The organism is Pseudoalteromonas sp. S327, from assembly GCF_005886415.1.
In the GTDB taxonomy this organism is placed as follows: Bacteria; Pseudomonadota; Gammaproteobacteria; order Enterobacterales; family Alteromonadaceae; genus Pseudoalteromonas; species Pseudoalteromonas atlantica.
This window is the reverse complement of sequence record NZ_PNDP01000012.1, coordinates 1-20,942: the sequence shown is the minus strand read 5'-3', so window position 1 is coordinate 20,942 and position 20,942 is coordinate 1. Positions and strand designations below refer to the sequence as shown.

Here is a 20,942-nt window from a genome sequence, read left to right as displayed (position 1 = left end):
TGACGGAGTGTCAACAGTAAATAATAATTATTATCAATTAAAGTAAATTAACATCTTTGCGTATTTATGTGAAAGTTTGAGAGAAAGCGTTAGTTGAGGATTTCATGTTTAAAATAAAAAATATAAAAGTTTCGCGCGTAGCCATTGCGCTCAGTCTGCTATTTTTGTGTAGTTGTTCGGCTTCGTTTACTTATAATAACTTAACGTGGCTTTCATCGTTTTGGGTAGATGACTACATTGACCTAAATAAGCAGCAAAACAAGCAACTCAAAAGTATTATTAACACAACCCAGCAGTGGCACCGCACCACGCAATTACCCGCCTACAAGCAAGATATACTAAATCTAAAAGGGTTATTTAATCAGCAGTTAGACTATCAGCAATTAAAGTCGCAAGTGGTATTGGCCAGAGCTCATTTTCAAAACATTCTTGAACATGCGCATATACCGCTCGCGCAGTTAGGGCTTACGCTTTCTTATGCGCAGCGCGAAGAGCTTATTGCTAATATCCAAACGCAAATTAACGAAGAATACGAAGAGTTTACTGAATTAACAGCGCAGGAGCGCAAAAGCGAACGCCTAGAAAGGCAGCTCGATTACTACAAACAATGGCTAGGAAAGTTAACCCCTGTGCAAACGCAGCTTATTACCCAAGCTAACAATGCTCATTATGACTCTTCATTACTTTGGCATCAGTACAAGCAAACGCGTTTAAATGCAGCGCAGCAAGTACTTTTAAATAAAGCGCTCAGTGAGGCTGAATTTGTAAAACAATTAAGCTATGTAATTACACAGCGAGAAGCGTATATGAGCGAAGAGTTATTAGCCAGTAATGATGCAAACTTAGCGCTCTATGTAAACCTACTTATTGAACTAAATACCACATTGAGTGAGCAGCAACGCGAGAGTGTAAATGATGAGTTTGATGAGCTAATTAATACGCTCACCGATTTAATTGAAGATTAATGCTTATTTAAGCCAAGGCTCGCATTAGCCAAAAAGCTAACGTATTGTTTGCTAATTAAGCATGTGTAACATTTTATAAATTATACGCTTATTAAGGAAGTTAGGGCGTGGCGTACTGCGGTGGATGAATTTACAACAGGGCGTTTGGTTTTTAGTCAGGGCAAAGCCTTTGAAGGCGATTTAATTGCACCTAGAGTGAAAAATTTCAATCCACACAGGTCACCTCGCCCTCGATAAATGCTAAGATAATATTTCATATTTAATAACGTCCTATCTGATCGATTTTAAAATATATCACGTACGCTTCTCACTTATTTGTTGTTTGATTATCCTCGTTATATCTAACAAATGAAGCAAAGCGACACCATGGTGATAATTAAAACGCGCGCATATTAAGGTTTGTAATGGCTGCAGTTTATGGTTACTGATTTAAAAGGAATGCTCAATACGTGGTATCCGCTTCGTGATGAACAACAATGGGTGCTCGCAACCTTGTACCAAATTGAAGGGTCTAGCTATCGAAAATTGGGCGCGATGATGCTTATTTCGAGCCTTGGCCAGCGCTTAGGCATGCTTTCGGGTGGCTGTTTAGAGGCTGATATTCAGCGCCACGCCAAACAGGTTATGACCTCATTACACTCTAAAACTATTACCTACGATGCAACCGATGAAGACGACTTAACATTTCAGCTAGGAATTGGCTGTGGTGGTGTGGTGCATATTATTTTGCAAAGCGTTAATAGTGAAAACGAATACTTACAATTAGATAGCATGTTTAATGCGCTTAAAAATAAGCAATCGGGGCACTACACACAGCAAATTAAACCTTTGGTGGCAAAGGGGTCTGGCGTTTTTAAAACTGTGGCGCAGCAGCACAACTTATCTTTAAACCGCAAAGCAGCGCTTTTAGAGCAAGATAAAGTCCAACGTTTAGAAGTGGCTATTTACCCCAGCGCACATTTATTAATTGTTGGCGGTGGCGCTGATGCGATACCAGTATACGCGTTTGCTAAACAACTCGGGTGGATGGTAAGTGTATGGGATAGCCGAGCTGCAAATGCTAAAAGAGACTACTTTAAGCAGGCCGATAATATTTTGCGTTGCCCAGCTGCGCAGCTTAAACAATTTTGCGAACAGCACAAAGTGGATGCCGCTGTTTTAATGGCCCACAGTGTAGAGCTTGACTCACAGGCGTTAGCCGCACTTGAGCAAAGCCAACTAAAGTACATGGGATTACTGGGGCCTGCACATCGCCGAGCGCAAGTGTTTGAACATGCAAATACAACGGTAAATAAGGTAGTAGCGCCTGTATTTGGTCCTGTTGGGCTTAATTTGGGAGGCGACTCGCCAGAGAGCATAGCTTTATCGCTCATTAGCGAAATTCATGCGGTATTTGCTAATAAAGATGCTACATCGTTAAGTAATTGGGGCAACTAAGGTGCGCATAGCAAAGGTTATTTTAGCCGCTGGGCAATCGTCGCGCTTTAACGGCTGTAAGCTTATAGCCGATGTAGGTAATAAACCAATGATTTGCCGCGCCGTAGATACCTTACAAGGTGATGACACATTACCCATATACGTTATTAGCGGTGCTTGGCATGCGCAAATTGAACACGCGTTACGTGGCTATAAAAATGTTGAAATACTGCATAACCCACACTGGCAAATAGGCTTAGGAAAATCCATTGCGCTGGCAACACACACTATAAGTAAGGCGCACTCATTAGAGGGGATTTTATTTATGCTGGCGGATCAGGTTGAGCTTAGTGCTACACACATAAATACTTTAATTACTCATTTTAACAACAACCCGTCGCGCTGGTGCGCTGATTATGGCGAGCGCCTTGGCGTACCTGCTGTATTTCCTGCCTGTGATTTTAAAACACTCGCAGCGCTAAATTGCGATAAAGGCGCTCAACATTTACTGCGCGATACACAGGTTGACGTTAATACCATTTTACTTAAGCAGGCAAGCACAGATATCGACACTCAACAGCAATTAAAGCAGTTTATTAATAATAACAACAACCTAACTGTAAGCGAATAAACTAAAAAATATAGCCTAAACTTTAGGTTAAACGTTTAAAACGAGATTAGATTTTTAACAGTTATGCCTGCGCGCATTTTAAATGTGCGCTGCAATGCAAAGCGTAATAGTTTCAACGTACGGTGGTATAAAAAGTAACGTGTATGGGTCATGCGTTACTTTAATTTTATTTAGGCTTAATGAAGGGGCAAGCTATGGTGACGTTTACAGTTAATGGCAAAGAGGTTAAATCGCAAGCAAGTGCAGATACACCTTTGCTGTGGGTTATTCGCGATGAAATAGGGTTAAAAGGAACTAAGTTTGGTTGTGGTATTGCTATGTGCGGTGCATGTACAGTGCATTTAGATGGGCAAGCAACGCGCTCGTGTGTATTACCCGTGGGCGCAGTGGCAGGAAAAAACATTACGACCATTGAAGGGCTTAACAACGCGCACCCGCTGCAAAAAGCGTGGGTAGATGAGCAAGTACCTCAGTGCGGTTACTGTCAGTCTGGACAAATTATGCAAGCTGCTACGTTATTAGCTGACAATCCAAATCCAACAGATCAAGAAATAGTAAATCATATGAATGGCAACTACTGCCGCTGTATGGCGTACAAGCGTATTAAATCGGCTATACAACGTGCAGCTGATGAATCGCAAAGTGCAGTACAAATGTTTAACCCCAAAGAGCTAGACGTGTAACTGGAGCCGACAATGAAAAAACTATTTCAAAAAAATACCGAAACCGTAGACTTAAACCGTCGCTCTTTTATGATTAGTACAGCAACTGCTGGCCTGGTTATGGCATTTGCTCCGGCAATATTTTCAGGTGAACTTAGCGCCAAAGAGTCGATTGCACAACAATCGTTTTCACCCACAATTTGGTGGACTATGAACCAGCAAGGTGAAGTAGTCGTTAGTATTGCCAAAGCTGAAATGGGCCAACACGTAGGCACCGCCTTAGCGCGTATTGTGGCAGATGAGCTTGAGTGCGACTGGGATAAAGTATCAATCACGTATGTAGATACGCACGAAAAGTGGGGCTACATGGTTACAGGTGGCTCGTGGTCGGTGTTTCAAAGCTTTAAGCCGCTTTCACAAGCTGGCGCTGCGGGGCGTATAGCCCTTATAGATGCAGGGGCTAATATGCTTGGGGTTAAACCTGAGCAGTGCCACGCGAGCAAAGGGCGTATAATTGCAGGCGATAAATCGCTCAGTTATGCCGATATTGTTAAAAATGGTGAGTTTAACCGTACCTTTAGCAGTGAAGAAGTTGCAAAACTGCCGTTAAAGCCTGCCAATAAACGCCACTTAACGGGTTTAAAACAAGACTTTAAAGCGCTTGATATTCCGGCAAAAACAAATGGTACTGCCGTATACGGTATAGATGTAGAGCTTGAAGGCATGGTGTATGCGCGCCCTGTGATCCCACCAACACGCTATGGTAGCGAAGTGACACAGGTGGACGATAGCGCTGCAAAAACAATAAAAGGCTATAAAGGGTTTGAGATTTTAAACGACCCGAGTAATACCGTACAAGGCTGGGTGGTGGTTTTAGCTGACAATTACCCCAGTGCTATTAAAGCGGTAGATGCGCTAAAAGTAACCTATAAAAAAGGGCAAACAGCTAATGTTACAGAGGCCGATATTCAATCCCTAGGCGAAAAATTATGTAACGATAGCAGCGCTGGCACCTTATTTGTTAATGAAGGTGATACCGCTAAAATGCAGGCTGAGGCAACGCAGTCTCTTGAGTCACTGTACACCACAGCAACAGCAAGCCATTATCAATTAGAGCCGCTTAACGCAGTGGCAGAGTTTAAACAAGACAAGTGGATTATCCATACCGGTAATCAGTGGCAGTCTTTAACACTACCTGCATTGGCCAAGGCGTTAGAGGTTGAACAAAATAACGTTATTATTCGCCCTTATTATTTAGGCGGTGGATTTGGGCGTCGTTTATTTGGTGATTGGACTGTGCCTGCAGCATTAACAGCGAAAGCGATTGGCAAACCCGTAAAACTGGTATTTACGCGCGCCGACGATAGCTTATTTGATCAATCACGCTCTGCCTCTACAGCTAAATTAACTGCTTCGTTTAATGAAAATGGCGAGCTTAGTGCAATGGAACATGCTTTTGCAGCAGGCTGGCCAACAAAAGCAATGGCACCTGGCTTTTTATCACCAGGGGTTGATGGCAAAGGTAAGTTTGATGCATTTTCAGCCTCTGGAGCCGATCACTGGTACAGCATAGATAACCACCGTGCCCGCGCAATTAATAACGAATTAGCGCAAAGCACATTTACCCCAGGTTGGCTTCGCTCGGTAGGCCCTGGCTGGATTGCATGGAGCTTAGAGTCTTTTATCGACGAAATAGCGCACAAACAAGGGATTGATCCGGTTGAGTTTCGTTTATCAATGCTCGATGGCAAAGGTAAACAAGCAGGTAAAGCCCCTGAAAGCGTAGGCGGAGCGCTGCGCTTAAATGCGGTACTTAAAAAAGTGTCAGCGAAGGTCGCAAATGTTAAGCTGGGTGAAAATGAAGGCATTGGTTTCTCAGTAAGTTCAGGCCAAGAGCGTAATATGCCAGCGTGGATTGCCACAGCAGCCCATGTGCACGTAAATAAAAGCGATGGCAAAATTACGCTTAAGAAGCTTTACGCCGTGGTAGATGCAGGTTTAATTGTTCACCCTGATGGTGCACTAGCCCAGCTTGAAGGTTCGTTATTGTGGGGCACAAGCCTTGCGTTACATGAATCAAATAATTACCAAAACGGACAAGTAGCAGCCACTAACTTTAACACTTACTTACCACTTAGAATGCAAGATGTGCCCGATATGGACATAGAGTTTGTACAAAGTGATGAGTTTCCAATGGGCTTAGGTGAGCCTGGAGTAATTGGGGTTGCGCCAGCTATTGGAAATGCGGTATTTAATGCAGTTGGTGTGCGGTTACGTAATTTACCCATGAAACCCAATGAGCTTAAAGCAGGTCTTACGGCCTAGTTAAGTGCTAACAAAGCGCGTAAGGCACAGGCTTTACGTGCTTTGAACTTAGCGATGAATTATTAAAATGTTAAAGGCTTTTTTATGCTAGTCGACCCAGCAGGGCGAAAATTTAGTTATCTGCGTTTATCTATTACTGATGTATGTAATTTTAAGTGTGTGTATTGCTTGCCGGATGGTTATCAATGCGATCACGACCGAGACTTCCTTTCACTTAACGAAATTAGCAACACCGTAAACGCCTTTGCTCATCATGGCATATCAAAGTTACGCATTACTGGCGGTGAGCCAACCCTCAGAAAAGATTTTATAGATGTAATTCGTGCGGCAAAAGACACCCAAGGTATTACCAAAATAGCCGCCACTACAAATGGTTACTCGATGCATAAACATGTTAAAGATTGGGTACACGCTGGGCTCAATGCAATAAATGTTAGCATCGACAGCCTAGACCCACGTATGTTTAATACCATTACCGGCAATGATAAGTTTGCCACGGTTATGAAAGGAATAGACACGGCCCTAGAGAGCGGCTTAGATTCAGTAAAAATAAACAGCGTACTAATGAAACAGTACAATGGCCGTGCCCTTGAACCTTTTTTAGCGTATTTAAAGCACAGGCCCGTAACGATGCGTTTTATTGAGCTAATGCAAACAAACGACAATAAAGCATTTTTTGATGCTAACCATATATCAGGTCAATCCATAAAAGAGCAGTTGCTTCGCGCTGGTTGGCAGCCCATTATACGCGATGTAACGGCGGGGCCTGCGCAAGAGTTTTTCCATCCTGATTATTTAGGCAAAATAGGGTTAATAATGCCTTACAGTAGTGACTTTTGTGCTACCTGCAACAGGCTAAGAATTTCATCACTGGGGAAACTGCATTTATGTTTGTTTTCTGAGCAGGGTATATCACTTAGAGAATACATGAGTGATAACACTAATCAGGCATTAATTGATCAGTTAGCGCGTTATATAAAAACAAAAAAACCAACGCACTTATTGCACCAAGGTAACACCGGGGTCACTACAAACTTATCTATGTTAGGTGGGTAAAGGCGTAAATGTAGTGTAATTCGCTACTGAGTTTACTGTTTTCGCTACACAGTTTGATAAAATGACTGTTTTTACCTGTTTAGCTACTTGTTATATTTAATTTTAGCGTTACACTGAATTTTTTATTATTTTAAGTTTTTTGAATGGATATAGCAGCACTTAGTAGTACTAAATCATTAAGAAGAAACGTTCTGAAATGGATGTGCTTGTGTTTTGGTTTTGTCTCATTGTTTTTTGCTGCGTTTAATATTTTTTTAAATAACTTTGCGTTATTAGGCTATTTAGAAATAGCGCTCACTGTATTTTGTGCCTACACCTACCACCGCTTAAACACACACGCACTCGAAGTATGGCAATCTGTTGTTATGTGCATATTTGTCACCTTTGTTATTGTATTAGGTAATTATTTAGCAAAGCCAATAAATGGTTTGTATGTGTGGTCGTTTGCGTTACCTGTGTTGTATTACCTACTGTTAGGTAAGCGCTATGGCATTGTATTATCGGCTTTGTTGTTTGTACTCCAGGGAGCCATATTATTAACCAAAGCATCGCAACTTCCTCTAACAACGCTTAACTTCAGTGTAAATCTTGCCTTTGTTTATATCAGCATTTGGGCCATTTCTCATGTATTTGAAGGCAGCCGTGCTTTATCGTCTAAACGGCTGAAAAATCTGGCCTTGTTAGACCCACTTACTGGGGCTGCAAACCGTTTATCAATGAACCATTACTTTGCAGTAGAGCTTAAAGATAAGTCGCAACTTTATTTGTTTTTACTCGACCTAGATTTTTTTAAACAAGTTAACGACACCCATGGCCACGCAGTAGGGGATAAAGTGCTGATTGAAGTCGCCACTTTATTACGGGTTGTATTGGCAAAAGGGTATGTATTTAGAGTGGGCGGGGAAGAGTTTGCTTTACTTCACTCTTTTGCGTCACAAAGTGATGCATTGGCAATGGCCGAAACCATAAGAGAAAAACTCAACAATACGGCATTTGAGATTGATGGGCTAAAAATAAATGTAACTGCCAGTATCGGCGTTGTTAAGTATCGCCAAGGCGACACGCTTGAAAAGTTTGTAATTAAAGCAGATAAACAACTCTATAAAGCAAAAGAATATGGCCGCAATAAAGTTTACTTTCAAGCAAATGCCAACCTGATTGAAAAGCCTCAATTAGCCTAAGTACGAGGCTAGTACATTTGCTCAAAATTTGGGATGTTGTTTTCCCAAATTGGTTTGTCTTTACCTAGGTATTCTCTCACTGCATCAAAAAATAAACGTGTTCTTACCGGTAAGTCTCTGTGTGGGTACACCGCATACATATGGCTAAACTCTTTTAACTTAACATCCGTTAAAATGGGCACCAATTGACCTTGTGTAATTTCTTTATCGATAATAAATGCTGGCGCAACAAAGTAGGTAGTCCCTGAAATAGCTTTCATTAGCAGTACTTCAGCGTCGTTTGCTCTGTACACACTTTTTATTTTTAGCTCGCACGGCTCACCTTTACTATCGTAGTAATCTATGGTTTCTACGCGCATAGCGTTACTTGCATAACTTGCAGCGGGTAACTGCACCAGCTCTTCTATGGTTTGTGGCATACCATAGGTTTTTATAAATTCAGGGGCGGCTACAATAAGCAGCCTGTTACGGGCAATTTTACGGGCAATTAATGAGGAGTCTTTAGGCTCACCAATTCTAAATGCTAAATCAAACCCTTCAGATACAATATCAACTAGCCTATCGTCTAAACGTAGCTCTACTTCTACTTGTGGAAAACGTTTTTGAAAGTCGTTAAGCACAGGTTGTAAATAACGCCGACCAATTAATGTTGACGAGGTAACCTTTAACACACCGCGTGGCTCTAAGTGGTAGTTTTCGGCCATACGTACGGTTTCACCAAGTAGCTCTCTTAGCTCTGACGCCTTTTTAATCATTTCTGCGCCCGCCGCCGTTAACGAAAACGAACGGGTGGTGCGGTTTAATAACCTAACGCCTAGCTCGTCCTCTAACCGGCTGATTTGTTTAGATATAACAGAGCGGTCTATGTTTCTTATTTCTGCAGCTTTGGCAAAAGAGCCTTGTTCTACCACTTCAAGCAGCATTAAAAGCCGGCTTGTTGTATCCATTATGATCACCTAATAAATGCTATTGATGCCATTTTGGCATTAATGAATTTATAAATCTATGGTTTTTGTCCGCAAGTATAGTCCGTAACATGCCAGGTAAATAAATAAAGGAGCGTCTTCATGAATAAACATTTAATTGCTGCTGCATTAGCTGCGGCAACTCTATCCTTAGCGGGCTGTGCCGATGAGAGCGCACCAAATGCGCAGCAACAACAATTACAACCTATCGATGTAGCACAAGTTTTAATTAAACCAGTACAAAGCTGGCACACCTACACCACGCGTTTAGAATCGCCGCAAGAAGTTGCGTTAATGCCGCGTGTATCTGGGGTGATTGATAGCATTGAATTTAAAGAAGGTGATGTTGTTAAGCAAGGCGATGTGTTGTTTCAACTTGACGAGCGCCCTTTTGCAGCAGTTGTAGCAAGCCTAGAAGCGCAAATACACAGCGCAGAAGCTGCACTTGAACAAGCTAAAAGTGAAGACAAACGAGCAGTGCGCTTATTAGAACGTAAAGCTATTTCAACAGAACAAGCACAGGCGCGTACCTCAACGCTTCGCCAGCGCGAAGCACAACTGGCAGCGCTGCAAGCACAGCTTACCTCTGCAAAGCTCGATTTAGAATTTACATCAGTAGTTTCGCCGATTGATGGTGTTATCTCACGCGCAAATATTACCAAAGGTAATAACGTATTAGCGGGTCAAAGTGTATTAACGTCAATTGTTTCTAATAAAGCGATGTATGCCTACTTTGATGTTGATGAGCGTACTTGGAATAGCGCCTTTAACGATGTAACCGCACAAAGCCGCCAAACAGTTGTTATGCAAAAAGTAGGGCAAAAAGAGTTTGCTTACCAAGGCTATATTAATTTTATTGATAACCAAATTAATTCAGCAACGGGTACTTTACGTGTACGTGCGGTATTTGAACAAGATAACAATCAATTACGTGCAGGTTCTTTTGCTCGCGTTAAATTGGCAGCAAACGAAGTGAGCGAAAAAGTAATTATTCCTGAGCGTGCTATTGGCACCGATTTAAAAAATCGCTTTGTGTTAACCGTTGGCGAAAACAACGTGCTTGAATACAAATTAATAGAAGTAGGCGAGCGCTATGGTGCGTTACGCGCTGTTACTGCTGGCCTAAACGAAGGCGATATTATTGCGGTAAATGGCCCTGCACGTGTAGGCCCAGGTATGCCTATTTCGCCTAATACAGTCACAATTGATACCGATGGGGTTGCCTTTACACTGTCAAACGACAACGCCCAGTTAATGGCTAAGCAATAAGGTTTATCGATGAAATTTTCACACTTTTTTATTCAGCGACCAATATTTGCAGCCATGCTGTCGTTGGTTATTTTAATTGCTGGTGGTATATCACTGTTTCAACTTCCTGTAAGTGAATACCCAGAAGTTGTGCCACCCACTGTTGTGGTAACAGCAAATTACCCAGGTGCTAACCCTACCGTTATAGCGCAAACTGTGGCAACGCCGCTTGAGCAAGAAATTAACGGCACCGAAAACATGCTGTATATGTTTTCGCAAGGTACCAGCGATGGCCGCATGACATTAACGGTAACGTTTGCATTAGGCACCGACCTAGACCGTGCACAAGTACAAGTACAAAACCGTGTAAACAGTGCATTACCACGTTTGCCCGAAGAGGTGCAGCGCTTAGGTGTAGTAGCCGAAAAATCATCACCCGATTTAACCATGGTGGTGCATTTATACTCGCCTGAAAACAGCCACGACACAGCGTATTTATCTAACTATGCCGACATTCATATTAAAGATGAAATTGCCCGTTTACCGGGTGTAGGCGATATTCGTTTATTTGGTGGTGGTAAGTACTCTATGCGTGTCTGGTTAAACCCAGATGCATTAGCAGCGCGTGAGCTTACAGCCACCGATGTTGTGGCTGCTTTGCGCTCGCAAAATCAGCAAGTTGCAGCGGGTAGCTTAGGTGCACAGCCAATTTCTAACGACAGCCAATTTCAAATTTTGTTAAACGTAAAAGGGCGTTTAAACAGTGTTGAAGAGTTTGAAAAGGTCATTATTAAAGTGGGCGAACAGGGGCAATTAACGCGTTTGTCTGATGTAGCCCGTGTTGATTTAGGCCAAGATACCTATGCACTTCGTGCAGAGCTTGATAACCAGCCAGCACTTGCAATGCCAGTGTTTCAGCGCCCAGGTTCAAATGCAATTGAGCTCTCTGATCAAGTACGCGAAACCATGGCGCGTTTATCACAAGATTTTCCGGCAGGGGTTGAGTACGACATTGTTTACGACCCCACTGTGTTTGTACGTGGTTCAATAGATGCGGTTATAGCAACGCTACTTGAAGCCATTGTATTAGTTGTAATTGTGGTTATTGTATTTTTACAAACGTGGCGCGCGTCTATTATTCCATTGATTGCGGTGCCAATTTCGTTAATAGGAACGTTTGCTGTAATGCAATGGCTAGGCGTGTCTATTAATACTCTTTCGCTGTTTGGCTTGGTACTGGCAATTGGTATTGTAGTTGATGATGCGATAGTTGTTGTTGAAAACGTAGAGCGAAATATAGAACAAGGGCTTTCGCCTTTAGAGGCAACACGTGTTGCTATGAGCGAAGTAACCGGGCCAATTATTGCGATAGCGTTAGTGCTGTGTGCGGTATTTATTCCTACTGCATTTATTACCGGTTTATCGGGTCAGTTTTATAAGCAATTTGCACTAACAATTACTATTTCGACTGTTATTTCGGCGTTTAACTCCTTAACCCTGTCGCCTGCGCTATCGGCATTATTATTAAAGTCGCACGATGCAAAACCAGATGCATTCACGCGTTTACTTAATAAACTGTTTGGTGCGTGGTTATTTAAACCGTTTAACCGCGTGTTTGACCGTGGTGCTAAAGGCTACGAAAAGCTGGTACAAAAGCTTATACGTATGAGCGTTATTGTTATGGTGGCCTATGTTGCGCTGGTGGGCGGTACAATTAAATTGTTTGATACCGTACCCGGTGGCTTTATTCCACAGCAAGATAAGCAATATTTAGTTGCGATTGCGCAACTGCCAGATGCAGCCAGTTTAGACCGTACCGAAGATGTGCTCTCGCAAATGCAAAAAATAGCATTAGAAGTACCAGGCGTTGCACACACCGTGGCGTTTCCAGGCTTATCGGTAAACGGTTTTACTAATAGCCCAAATAGCGGCATTGTATTTACGCCACTTGAGAGCTTTGATAAACGTACCGACCCTAGTCAATCAGCGATGGCAATTGCCGCGCAGTTAAATCAGCGTTTTGCAGCTATTGATGCAGCGTTTGTAGCTGTATTTCCGCCACCGCCAATTCAAGGCTTAGGCACAACAGGTGGCTTTAAGCTGCAAATTGAAGATAGAGCAAATAAAGGCTTTGATGCACTATTTAATAGTTTGCAAACCATTATTGGTAAGGCGCAGCAAGATCCCGCGTTAATGGGCTTATATTCAAGCTTTCGCATTCAAGTACCACAAATGGATATTGATATAGACCGCGAGCAAGCACTTATTCAAGGTATTCCTCTTGATGAAGTATTTGACGCATTACAAATATATCTAGGCTCTGTGTATGTGAATGACTTTAATATGTTTGGTCGTACTTATCAGGTTAATGCGCAAGCTGATGCTGATTTTCGTCTTGACCCTGAGCAAATCCTTAACCTAAAAGTACGTAACAGTGCAGGAAATATGGTGCCGCTTGGCTCGGTACTTACAGTTACACCAACAATAGGACCTGACCGTGTAATGCATTACAACGGTTACCCAAGTGCAGAACTAAACGGCAGCCCAGCCCCCGGTTATAGCTCTGATCAGGCACAAACTGCTATTGAAACAATATTAGCCGACAACCTGCCAACAGGTATTGAGTACGAGTGGACAGAAGTAACGTACCAACAAGTACTTGCAGGTAACACCATGGTTTATGTATTCCCATTAGTTGTGTTGCTTGTATTTATGGTGCTTGCTGCGCAGTACGAAAGTTTACGTTTGCCACTGGCCATAATATTAATTGTACCGATGACTATTTTCTCAGCACTATTAGGTGTGTGGTTTGTAGGCTCAGACAATAATATATTTACTCAAATTGCATTAATTGTACTGGTGGCACTCGCCTCTAAAAACGCCATATTAATGGTAGAATTTGCCCGCGACCAACACGGCGGTGGGTTAACGCACTTTGAGGCAATATTAGCGGCGTGTCGTATGCGTTTACGGCCAATATTAATGACCTCAATTGCCTTTACAGCTGGGGTTGTACCTTTGGTACTTGCAACCGGTGCAGGCGCCGAAATGCGTCACGCAATGGGTAACGCGGTGTTTGCAGGCATGATAGGGGTAACGGTGTTTGGCTTATTATTTACACCTGTGTTTTACATGTTAGTTGTGAAAAAGCAGCAAAAAGAAAAGGGATTATCGCATGACTAATTTAATCGCTAAACCTATCAAAACGCGCTTAACGTTAAGTACTGTGTTAGTGGCTGCTTTTTTATCTGGTTGCGCTAGCAAAATAGATACACAAAGCGAGCAAAACGCTATTAACGATTTTGTAGCTCAAGCAAATATTGCCAGCAATATTGCCATAGCAGATGAAACAAATTGGTGGCACAAGTTAGAATCAAAGCAGCTAAATGCTTTGGTTAATAGCGCACTTGCCAATAACTACAATTTGCAAACAAGCCAATTAACGCTTAAAAGTACCCTTGCAAGATTAGGCGAGCAAAAAGCGCAATATTTACCCCAAGGCGGGGTAAATATTGGCGCAGCACGAAGCGATGCACCGAGTGTGTTTGACCGTCAATCGAGTGCTAACGTAGCGCTTGATTGGCAGTTAGATTTATTTGGCCGTATTACTGCTTTGGTTGATGCTGCAAATGCATCGGCCATGAGCCAAGCCGAGCAAGTACGTTCACTGCAAATTGAAGTGGTATCGTCTGTTGTTAAAGGGTTTGTAAGCTATCAAGGTAATGTTGAAAAACAACACATTATAGCCATGCAAATAAACGCATTAGAGCAAAGCATTGAGGTACTTCAAGCACGTGTAGATGAAGGCGTTGCCAACGAGCTTGACCTAAACCGTACGATGGCACAGCTTAGGCAGCAAGAAGCCCTAATGCCCGCTATTGAGTATGCTAAATACAGCGACTTATCCACTTTAGCTGTGCTTACAGGTAAGCTTGCGCAAGACATTGCGATAGACAATGAGCAAAACCTGCTGGAGCAAAGCTTTAGCGTTGCGCTTAAAAATGCCAATAGCGCCATTGCCCTTCGCCCTGATATAAGCCGTGCATTGTATGATTTTAGCCAAGCTAACAGCTTAAGTGTGGCGGCAAGTAAAGCCTTACTACCTGATATTAGCTTATCAGCCTTTGCAGGCGTAGTGAGCATAGACAGCACGGGCTTAAAAAATACTGATCAGCAATGGCAAGTAGCCCCCCAATTGCAATGGTCGATATTAAGTTACCCCGCACTCCTTGCCCAGCGTGACGCACAGCAGTTTTTAAGTGAAGCTGCCTACAGCGACTATCAGCAAATAGTATTAAATGCGGTGACTCAAAGTGAACTTTCATTGCAAATGTTGGTCAATCAACAACAGCAAGAGCGTTATGCTAAACAGCGCTATGGCTTTGCAAATAAAGCATTTTTACAAGCACAGGCGATGTACGAAGAAGGCCAAATACCGTACTTAGAGTTGTTAGATGCACGCCAGGATGTTTTAATGGCACAAGAAAACGCTGTTGACACAACTATTGCTACATTGCTTGCTAAAGTGAATGCTTATCAGGCATTTAACGGCCAATGGAGCTATGCACTGAGCAGTACAAAATAGGTAGAGTTAATTGAATGAGCAATACTGAATTATCACATCAAGGCAGCCCCTTACAAACCATGCGCGCTATTGTTTTATCACAACCAGATGAGCAAATACGCTTGCAAGATGTTGAGGTTGATATACCCGAGTGCGCCGACAACGAACTGTTGGTAAAGCTTGAGTATGTAGGCCTTAATCCTGCTGATGCCTATTTTGCTAAAACGGGCTTTTGTAAGTGGCAATACCCTCATATTTTAGGCCTAGACGCCGTTGGTGTGGTAGTTAAAGCTAACAAAGGTGTGTTTCCTGGGGTTGGCGAACGAGTAATGTGGCATGCCAATATAGGTAAGCAAGGGGTACTGAGTGAATACACCACCGTGTCTAACTTTGCTGTATCGGTTGTGCCCGATGGGCTGTGCCCTGCAAAGGCTGCTACGTTACCGTGCGCTGGTATGGCCGCCCTTATTAGCTTAGATAAAATTGCCATTACGGAGGGCGACCAAATCCTAATCGAAGGTGGCTCTGGTGCGGTAGGGCAGTTTGCCATTCAATATGCTAAACAACGCGGTGCCGATGTATTTACCACCGCTTCAAAGCGTAATCACAAGCTGGTAAAGCAGCTAGGTGCCGATGTGGTATTTGATTATAACGACAAAAAGTTACGCGACAAAATTCGCCGCGAGCTTGGCCCGCAAGGGTTTGATGCGGTAATTGATACTATGGGCGGTGAATCAACGCTTAGAAATATTGAATTAATGCGTTTTTGCGGGCGTATCGCGTGTTTAAACTCGCTGCCTCATTTTGATCAGGATTTAATGTACCACCGAGCGCCTAATATTAGTGTGGTGTCTATTGGTGGTGCGTGGCTTGCCAATAGTTTATGTGCACAGCAGCGCTTAAGTTTTATGGGCAATTTATTACTTGAAGGCGCGCTATCGGGCGATATTAAAACACCGGCAATCACTGCGGTTGACTTTATTGCTGACTCAGTCAGTGCTGCCTTAAATAACCAAATAGCGGGTGGCTTTACAGGCAAACATGTTGTGCAAATAAGCAGTTAACGTTGCCCACCTTATTTTAAAAACGCAGCCCAAGTGGCTGCGTTTTTTTATGTCTAAAAATTAGCTTTTATGAGTATGGGGTTTAATTGTTGCCAAATAGAGGTATTTCAGCGCACAAGTGTAAGCCTTTTAGTTTCAACAGTTTACGTCACCGTAAAGAAAATAAATTGAAAAAACTGTTAATTAATTGAATAGAGTAATTGATCTAAACTGATTTTTATGACGTAATGTAGGTATTATTTATCTGGTCGGATGAGTTCAATCATGAGTTTACGTACAAAATTAAAAAAAGTATTACCAAGTATTTCAATCACTGAACAAGAAGCGCTAGACGCGGGTGATGTGTGGCTAGAAGGGTCTATCTATCAAGGTAAGCCAGATTTTAGCGCACTACGCGATGTGCCGGCTGCTACCCTAAGTGCAGACGAGCAAGCATTCTTAGATGGCCCAGTACAAGAGCTACTAGGCATGATTGACGATTCAGTTATTCAAAACGGTATTCACTTACCAGATGACATATTAGAATTTTTGAAAAAAGAGCGTTTCTTCTCGCTTATCATTCCTAAATCGTTTGGCGGTTTAGAGTTTAGCCCTTATGCAAACTCAACTATTGTGGCAACCATTGCAACTAAAAGCTCTGCAGTAGCGGTAACTGTTATGGTTCCTAACTCTTTAGGCCCAGGTGAATTATTACTGCACTTTGGTACACAAGAGCAGCAAGCGCATTACTTACCTCGTTTAGCAAACGGCAGAGACATTCCATGTTTTGCATTAACAAGCCCAGAGGCGGGCTCTGATGCAGGTGGCATTCCAGATATTGGTACTGTAACTAAAGGCATGTACAACGGCGAAGAAGTACTTGGCCTTGAGATCACATGGGATAAGCGTTACATCACACTGGCACCAATCGCTACGGTACTTGGTTTAGCATTTAAAGTAGTTGATCCAGAAGGTTTACTAGGCGGCAAAGAAAACTTAGGTATTACCTGTGCGCTTATTCCTAAAGATCACCCAGGTGTAGAGCTTGGCAACCGCCATGACCCAATGGGTATTCGTTTTTATAACGGTACTACACGTGGAAACAAAGTATTTGTACCAATGGACTTTATTATTGGCGGCCAGAAAAACATCGGTCGTGGTTGGCAAATGCTGGTTAGCTGTTTAGGCGCAGGACGTGGTATTTCATTACCTGCACTAGGTGTAAGTACATCACAAGTGGCGTTTAAATCAGCATCTGAATACGCAGCAGTGCGTGAGCAGTTTGGTTTAGCAATTGGTCAATTTGAAGGTATTCAAGAAAAACTAGCAGACATTGCAGGTAAAACATACCTTCAAGAAGCAATGCGCGTACTGACAACTGAAGGCCTAGGCATGGGCTTAAAACCATCCGTTGTTACAGCAATAGCTAAATACCACATGACCGAGCTTGGCCGCGACGTATTAGATTCTGCAATGGATATTCAAGCGGGTAAAGCGATTCAAAATGGTCCACAAAATACCCTTGCAAGCGGTTACGTAGCACAGCCTATTGCAATTACAGTAGAAGGCGCGAACATTCTTACACGTAACCTGATGATTTTTGGTCAAGGTGTTATGCGTTGTCACCCTTATTTACAATCTATGGTTGAATCAATCCATAGTGAAGATAAAGTTGCAGATAAAGAGTTTAACGGCATTTTGCGTAAAACAATTGGTTACAGCACAGCAAATAGCTTACGTGCGTTCCGTTTAGGTGTTTTACCATTTACTGCAAGTGCAAACTCTGCATTACCAGAAGTACGTGAATACGAAAAAGCCGTGCATAAACTGTCTGCAAAATTAGCAGTGTATGCCGACTTCTCGTTACTCGTACTTGGCGGTAAGTTAAAGCAGGCTGAAATGCTATCAGCACGTTTAGGCGATGTAATGAGCTTTTTATACGCGGCAATGGCATCAATTAAGTATTACGAGCAAAAAGTAGCAAGCACCGAGCGCGAGCAAGCAGCGCCGTACTTCCACTACGCGACACGTTTTGCACTGCAAAGCGCTGAAGAAGCACTGCATAAGTTTTTAGATAACTTCCCTGCAAGTGGTACTCGTAAGTTTATTCGTTTTGTAACAATGAACTACTCAACTAAAATGCCAAAAATTAGCGACGACTTAATTCGTGAATTAGCAAAACAAGCACAGCTTGATACCGCATTTAAAGCGCAAATTACGCATTTAGTTAAGCCTGTAGAAGGCGACGGTCATCACATTAACGAGCAAGCTTATAAAGCCAAAATGGCATCACTTGTTGAGCTGGCTAAAGTTAAAAAAGCGCTGCGCGCTAAAAAGATTAAACCAGGTACACGTTTTGCCATTACGCTAGATAACGCATTAGCGGCAAATGTAATTACTGCGGATGAACATGCGCAACTAATTGATTACAACAAAAAGCGTGAAAAAGCGATTCGCGTTGATGAGTTCGACTTTGACATGAACTTATTAGATGACAACGCTCAACCAGTTAACCCACTTAAAAGTGTAGTTAATCAATAAAATTCAATGATGCAAAGCGCCCGCTGTATCGGCGCTTTTATTCTTGATTAAAAAATTAGTGTGGAGCCTCGTTTGTTTAAAACCAAGCGGGGCTTTTTTATGTGTTTTATAAAGTAGAGATAGATAGCGGTATTGATTTGTAAGCGAGTATGTATGTGCAGAGGTTTAAAAGAGACACTTATAATCTTGAAAAAGGGCTGATAACTCCGTTGGCACCTTGTTGTAATACATGAGTATAAATTTGTGTGGTTTTAACATCAGAATGGCCAAGCTGAGCTTGAACAGTTCTTATATCGGCGCCATTTTGCAGTAGATGAGTAGCAAAAGAGTGTCTTGATGTATGAGGTGTTATTATTTTTGTTAACCCTGATTTTTGGACGGCTTTTTTAACCTCTTTTCTAATACAGGAGTGATGAAAATGATGTCGTCTTATTTCACCGCTTTGAGGATCTGAACTTAATATATGAGAAGGAAATAAATACTGCCACGCAAGCGATTTTGCGGCACTTGGATATTTTTTTGTTAAAGCATATGGCATCCATACGCTAGAATATTCCGTATTATTTAAATCTAGTTTTAAATAGTCATCAACGTTCAAAATTTGATTTCTCAGCATAGGAATTAGCTCTGTGGCCAGCGTAACAATGCGGTGTTTATTACCTTTTCCATTCCATACTTGAATGCATTTATAATCAAAATCAATATCTTTCACCCTTAATTGCACCGCTTCCATTACTCTTAAGCCACTTCCATACATAAGGGCTGCAATTAAATAATAGCGCTTATTTAAATGAGCCATCAACATTCTAACTTCCTCTGGGGTCATCACTACAGGGAGCTTTGCTTGTTTTTTACTACGAGCAAAATTTAAATTTAATGAGAGTTCTTTTTTTATTATGTGCCTGTATAAAAATGACAATGAATTGAGTGCGGTAGCTTGCGTACGTGGTGCAACGTTTTGCTTTAACACTAAATGTTCTAAGTAGCGTTCGACTTCATTGTCCCCCATTGAGGCGGGATGGCGTTTATTATGAAAATGGATATAAGATGCAATCCATCTTAGGTAGGTATCGACGGTGCGCAATGAATATTGACGAACTAGCATATATTCAGCTATGCAATTTAAAAATGGGGAACGTGTTTTCATACTATTACCAACAATGGTGCTGTTTTTATATACAGTGTAGTTGTGATGCACGCATATTCAAGAAAATGAGCGGCGAGCGCATTTTGTCTTTTATTGAGAGTTTGAGTGCTAATAAAAAATTATATATAGCAATGTGTTAAGTTATTTGGTAAAAATAATTTATAAAATACATGAGCGTATCGTTGGCAGAAATATGCGCGATGAGCGCACTATAAAATTGTTATGTGACAGGTGAAAAATTAAACGTTTATGGCCTTAAGTGAATTCGAAATAAAGAAGATAGAAAAAGCTGCCAACGCGTTTTTAAATAAGCGTAGGCCACCAGTGCATATTAGAAATGAGTTAGATATTGGTTGGCGGCTGGAGAAACAATCAGTTTATATATATGAAACGCGTCCTGTTTGGGACAGCCCAAATGAATATCATGACCTGGACATGGCTAAAGCAACTTTTATCCGCGCTCAAGGTAAATGGAAAATTTTCTGGATGCGACAAGATCTAAAATGGCATGGCTATGAGCCAAATATGTATGTAAAAACTATTGAGCAAGTCTTTGCCGTTATAGATCATGATGAATACGCTTGTTTTTTTGGGTAAGTCACATAACAAAAAAATCAAGTTCGCCCGCTGCGCGGGCTGGGACGCAAACATGTGGGCTGCTCACTTCGTTCGGATTTTAGCCCACACGTCTGCGCCCCTTATTTAAAAGTTAGCTACCCTTATGAAATTATCAGAGTATCTTGAGAATTATAATTCAGTTGAAGAAATCTATGGCTATTGGCCATCTTTTCATGATGCTGAAATTAAAAGTGTTGTTTTAAATTCGTATTACAAGGAAGAAGCAGGTTATACCTGTCCTTATATGGAATTAACTGTGCACTGTTTTGAAATGACATCGAATGTGAAGTCAAACGGCTATTATGAGCTTATTAAACATAACCTGATCACGTTTAGGTTCGAAGATATACATGATTCTGAGTTAATCGGGTTTGATCATCAAAACGTCATTTTATCTTTAGAGTTTGAAATATTGCCAACAAATGAAAGAGGGTTCACTCCCGTCTTAGTTGAAATAGATCCTGCAAATGGCTTAGGTGGTGAATTTAAGGCGTTTAGTGGTAAAGTAATGGAAGTATCACCGTGTGATAGCACGGGTAAGCTAACAAGCTAATAAATGAGGACAAAAAACAGTTGGCTG

At 41.9% G+C, this 20,942-nt stretch carries 16 protein-coding genes; 14 read left to right on the top strand and 2 right to left on the bottom strand.

All coding sequences use genetic code 11. The features are described 5' to 3' along the window. The first annotated feature begins 104 nt into the window (after positions 1 to 104). The 7 genes from CWB60_RS04535 (at position 105) to CWB60_RS04505 (ending at position 8,236) form a co-directional block, all read left to right on the top strand. Positions 105 to 965 carry a DUF6279 family lipoprotein gene (locus tag CWB60_RS04535; protein ID WP_138579079.1) on the top strand — a complete coding sequence of 287 codons (861 nt, stop codon included), beginning with the start codon at positions 105 to 107 and terminating at the stop codon, positions 963 to 965. Between the two features lie 417 nt (positions 966 to 1,382). After that, positions 1,383 to 2,402: an XdhC family protein gene (locus CWB60_RS04530; RefSeq protein WP_138579077.1), complete on the top strand. Its 1,020-nt coding sequence runs from the start codon at positions 1,383 to 1,385 to the stop codon at positions 2,400 to 2,402. Position 2,403: 1 nt separating this feature from the next. Continuing rightward, a complete protein-coding gene (locus tag CWB60_RS04525; RefSeq protein WP_138579075.1) occupies positions 2,404 to 3,012 on the top strand; it encodes a nucleotidyltransferase family protein in 609 nt (202 codons plus the stop codon). Between the two features lie 194 nt (positions 3,013 to 3,206). Continuing rightward, entirely contained in the window at positions 3,207 to 3,695 is a 489-nt protein-coding gene (locus tag CWB60_RS04520) for a (2Fe-2S)-binding protein (RefSeq protein ID WP_029771953.1), read from the top strand. A 12-nt stretch (positions 3,696 to 3,707) separates the two neighbouring features. Then, entirely contained in the window at positions 3,708 to 5,999 is a 2,292-nt protein-coding gene (locus tag CWB60_RS04515) for a xanthine dehydrogenase family protein molybdopterin-binding subunit (RefSeq protein WP_138579073.1), read from the top strand. Positions 6,000 to 6,083: 84 nt separating this feature from the next. Beyond that, complete coding sequence (moaA, locus tag CWB60_RS04510; RefSeq protein WP_138579071.1) at positions 6,084 to 7,055, top strand: GTP 3',8-cyclase MoaA; 972 nt, start codon at positions 6,084 to 6,086, stop codon at positions 7,053 to 7,055. A 143-nt stretch (positions 7,056 to 7,198) separates the two neighbouring features. Next, positions 7,199 to 8,236, top strand: a complete 1,038-nt coding sequence (locus CWB60_RS04505) for a GGDEF domain-containing protein (RefSeq protein WP_171036114.1) — start codon at positions 7,199 to 7,201, stop codon at positions 8,234 to 8,236. 8 nt (positions 8,237 to 8,244) lie between these two features. Here CWB60_RS04505 and CWB60_RS04500 read toward each other — a convergent pair whose 3' ends face one another. After that, positions 8,245 to 9,183 carry a LysR family transcriptional regulator gene (locus tag CWB60_RS04500; RefSeq protein WP_004588705.1) on the bottom strand — a complete coding sequence of 313 codons (939 nt, stop codon included), beginning with the start codon at positions 9,181 to 9,183 and terminating at the stop codon, positions 8,245 to 8,247. A gap of 120 nt (positions 9,184 to 9,303) precedes the next feature. Here CWB60_RS04500 and CWB60_RS04495 point away from each other — a divergent pair, with 120 nt between their 5' ends. The 5 genes from CWB60_RS04495 (at position 9,304) to CWB60_RS04475 (ending at position 18,597) form a co-directional block, all read left to right on the top strand. Further along, on the top strand, positions 9,304 to 10,470 hold the full coding sequence (locus tag CWB60_RS04495; RefSeq protein WP_138579069.1) for an efflux RND transporter periplasmic adaptor subunit: 1,167 nt from the start codon (positions 9,304 to 9,306) through the stop codon (positions 10,468 to 10,470). Positions 10,471 to 10,479: 9 nt separating this feature from the next. Then, entirely contained in the window at positions 10,480 to 13,632 is a 3,153-nt protein-coding gene (locus CWB60_RS04490; protein ID WP_138579067.1) for an efflux RND transporter permease subunit, read from the top strand. Continuing rightward, positions 13,625 to 15,034 carry a TolC family protein gene (locus tag CWB60_RS04485; RefSeq protein WP_138579066.1) on the top strand — a complete coding sequence of 470 codons (1,410 nt, stop codon included), beginning with the start codon at positions 13,625 to 13,627 and terminating at the stop codon, positions 15,032 to 15,034. Before CWB60_RS04490 ends, CWB60_RS04485 begins: the two co-directional genes overlap by 8 nt. A gap of 14 nt (positions 15,035 to 15,048) precedes the next feature. Further along, positions 15,049 to 16,077, top strand: coding sequence for a zinc-binding dehydrogenase (locus CWB60_RS04480; protein WP_138579064.1), 1,029 nt, complete (start codon positions 15,049 to 15,051; stop codon positions 16,075 to 16,077). A 264-nt stretch (positions 16,078 to 16,341) separates the two neighbouring features. Beyond that, the gene (locus tag CWB60_RS04475) at positions 16,342 to 18,597 is read left to right on the top strand and encodes an acyl-CoA dehydrogenase (RefSeq protein ID WP_138579062.1); all 2,256 of its coding nucleotides are present in this window, start codon (positions 16,342 to 16,344) and stop codon (positions 18,595 to 18,597) included. A 178-nt stretch (positions 18,598 to 18,775) separates the two neighbouring features. Here CWB60_RS04475 and CWB60_RS04470 read toward each other — a convergent pair whose 3' ends face one another. Continuing rightward, positions 18,776 to 19,744 (bottom strand): integron integrase, encoded by a 969-nt coding sequence (locus tag CWB60_RS04470; protein ID WP_138579060.1) that lies wholly within the window; start codon positions 19,742 to 19,744, stop codon positions 18,776 to 18,778. Between the two features lie 249 nt (positions 19,745 to 19,993). On the opposite strand from CWB60_RS04470, the gene CWB60_RS04465 reads away from it, so the two are divergent. Beyond that, positions 19,994 to 20,341 (top strand): DUF3024 domain-containing protein, encoded by a 348-nt coding sequence (locus tag CWB60_RS04465; protein ID WP_138579058.1) that lies wholly within the window; start codon positions 19,994 to 19,996, stop codon positions 20,339 to 20,341. Positions 20,342 to 20,465: 124 nt separating this feature from the next. Then, positions 20,466 to 20,915 (top strand): Imm50 family immunity protein, encoded by a 450-nt coding sequence (locus CWB60_RS04460; protein WP_138579056.1) that lies wholly within the window; start codon positions 20,466 to 20,468, stop codon positions 20,913 to 20,915. Positions 20,916 to 20,942: the final 27 nt, after the last annotated feature.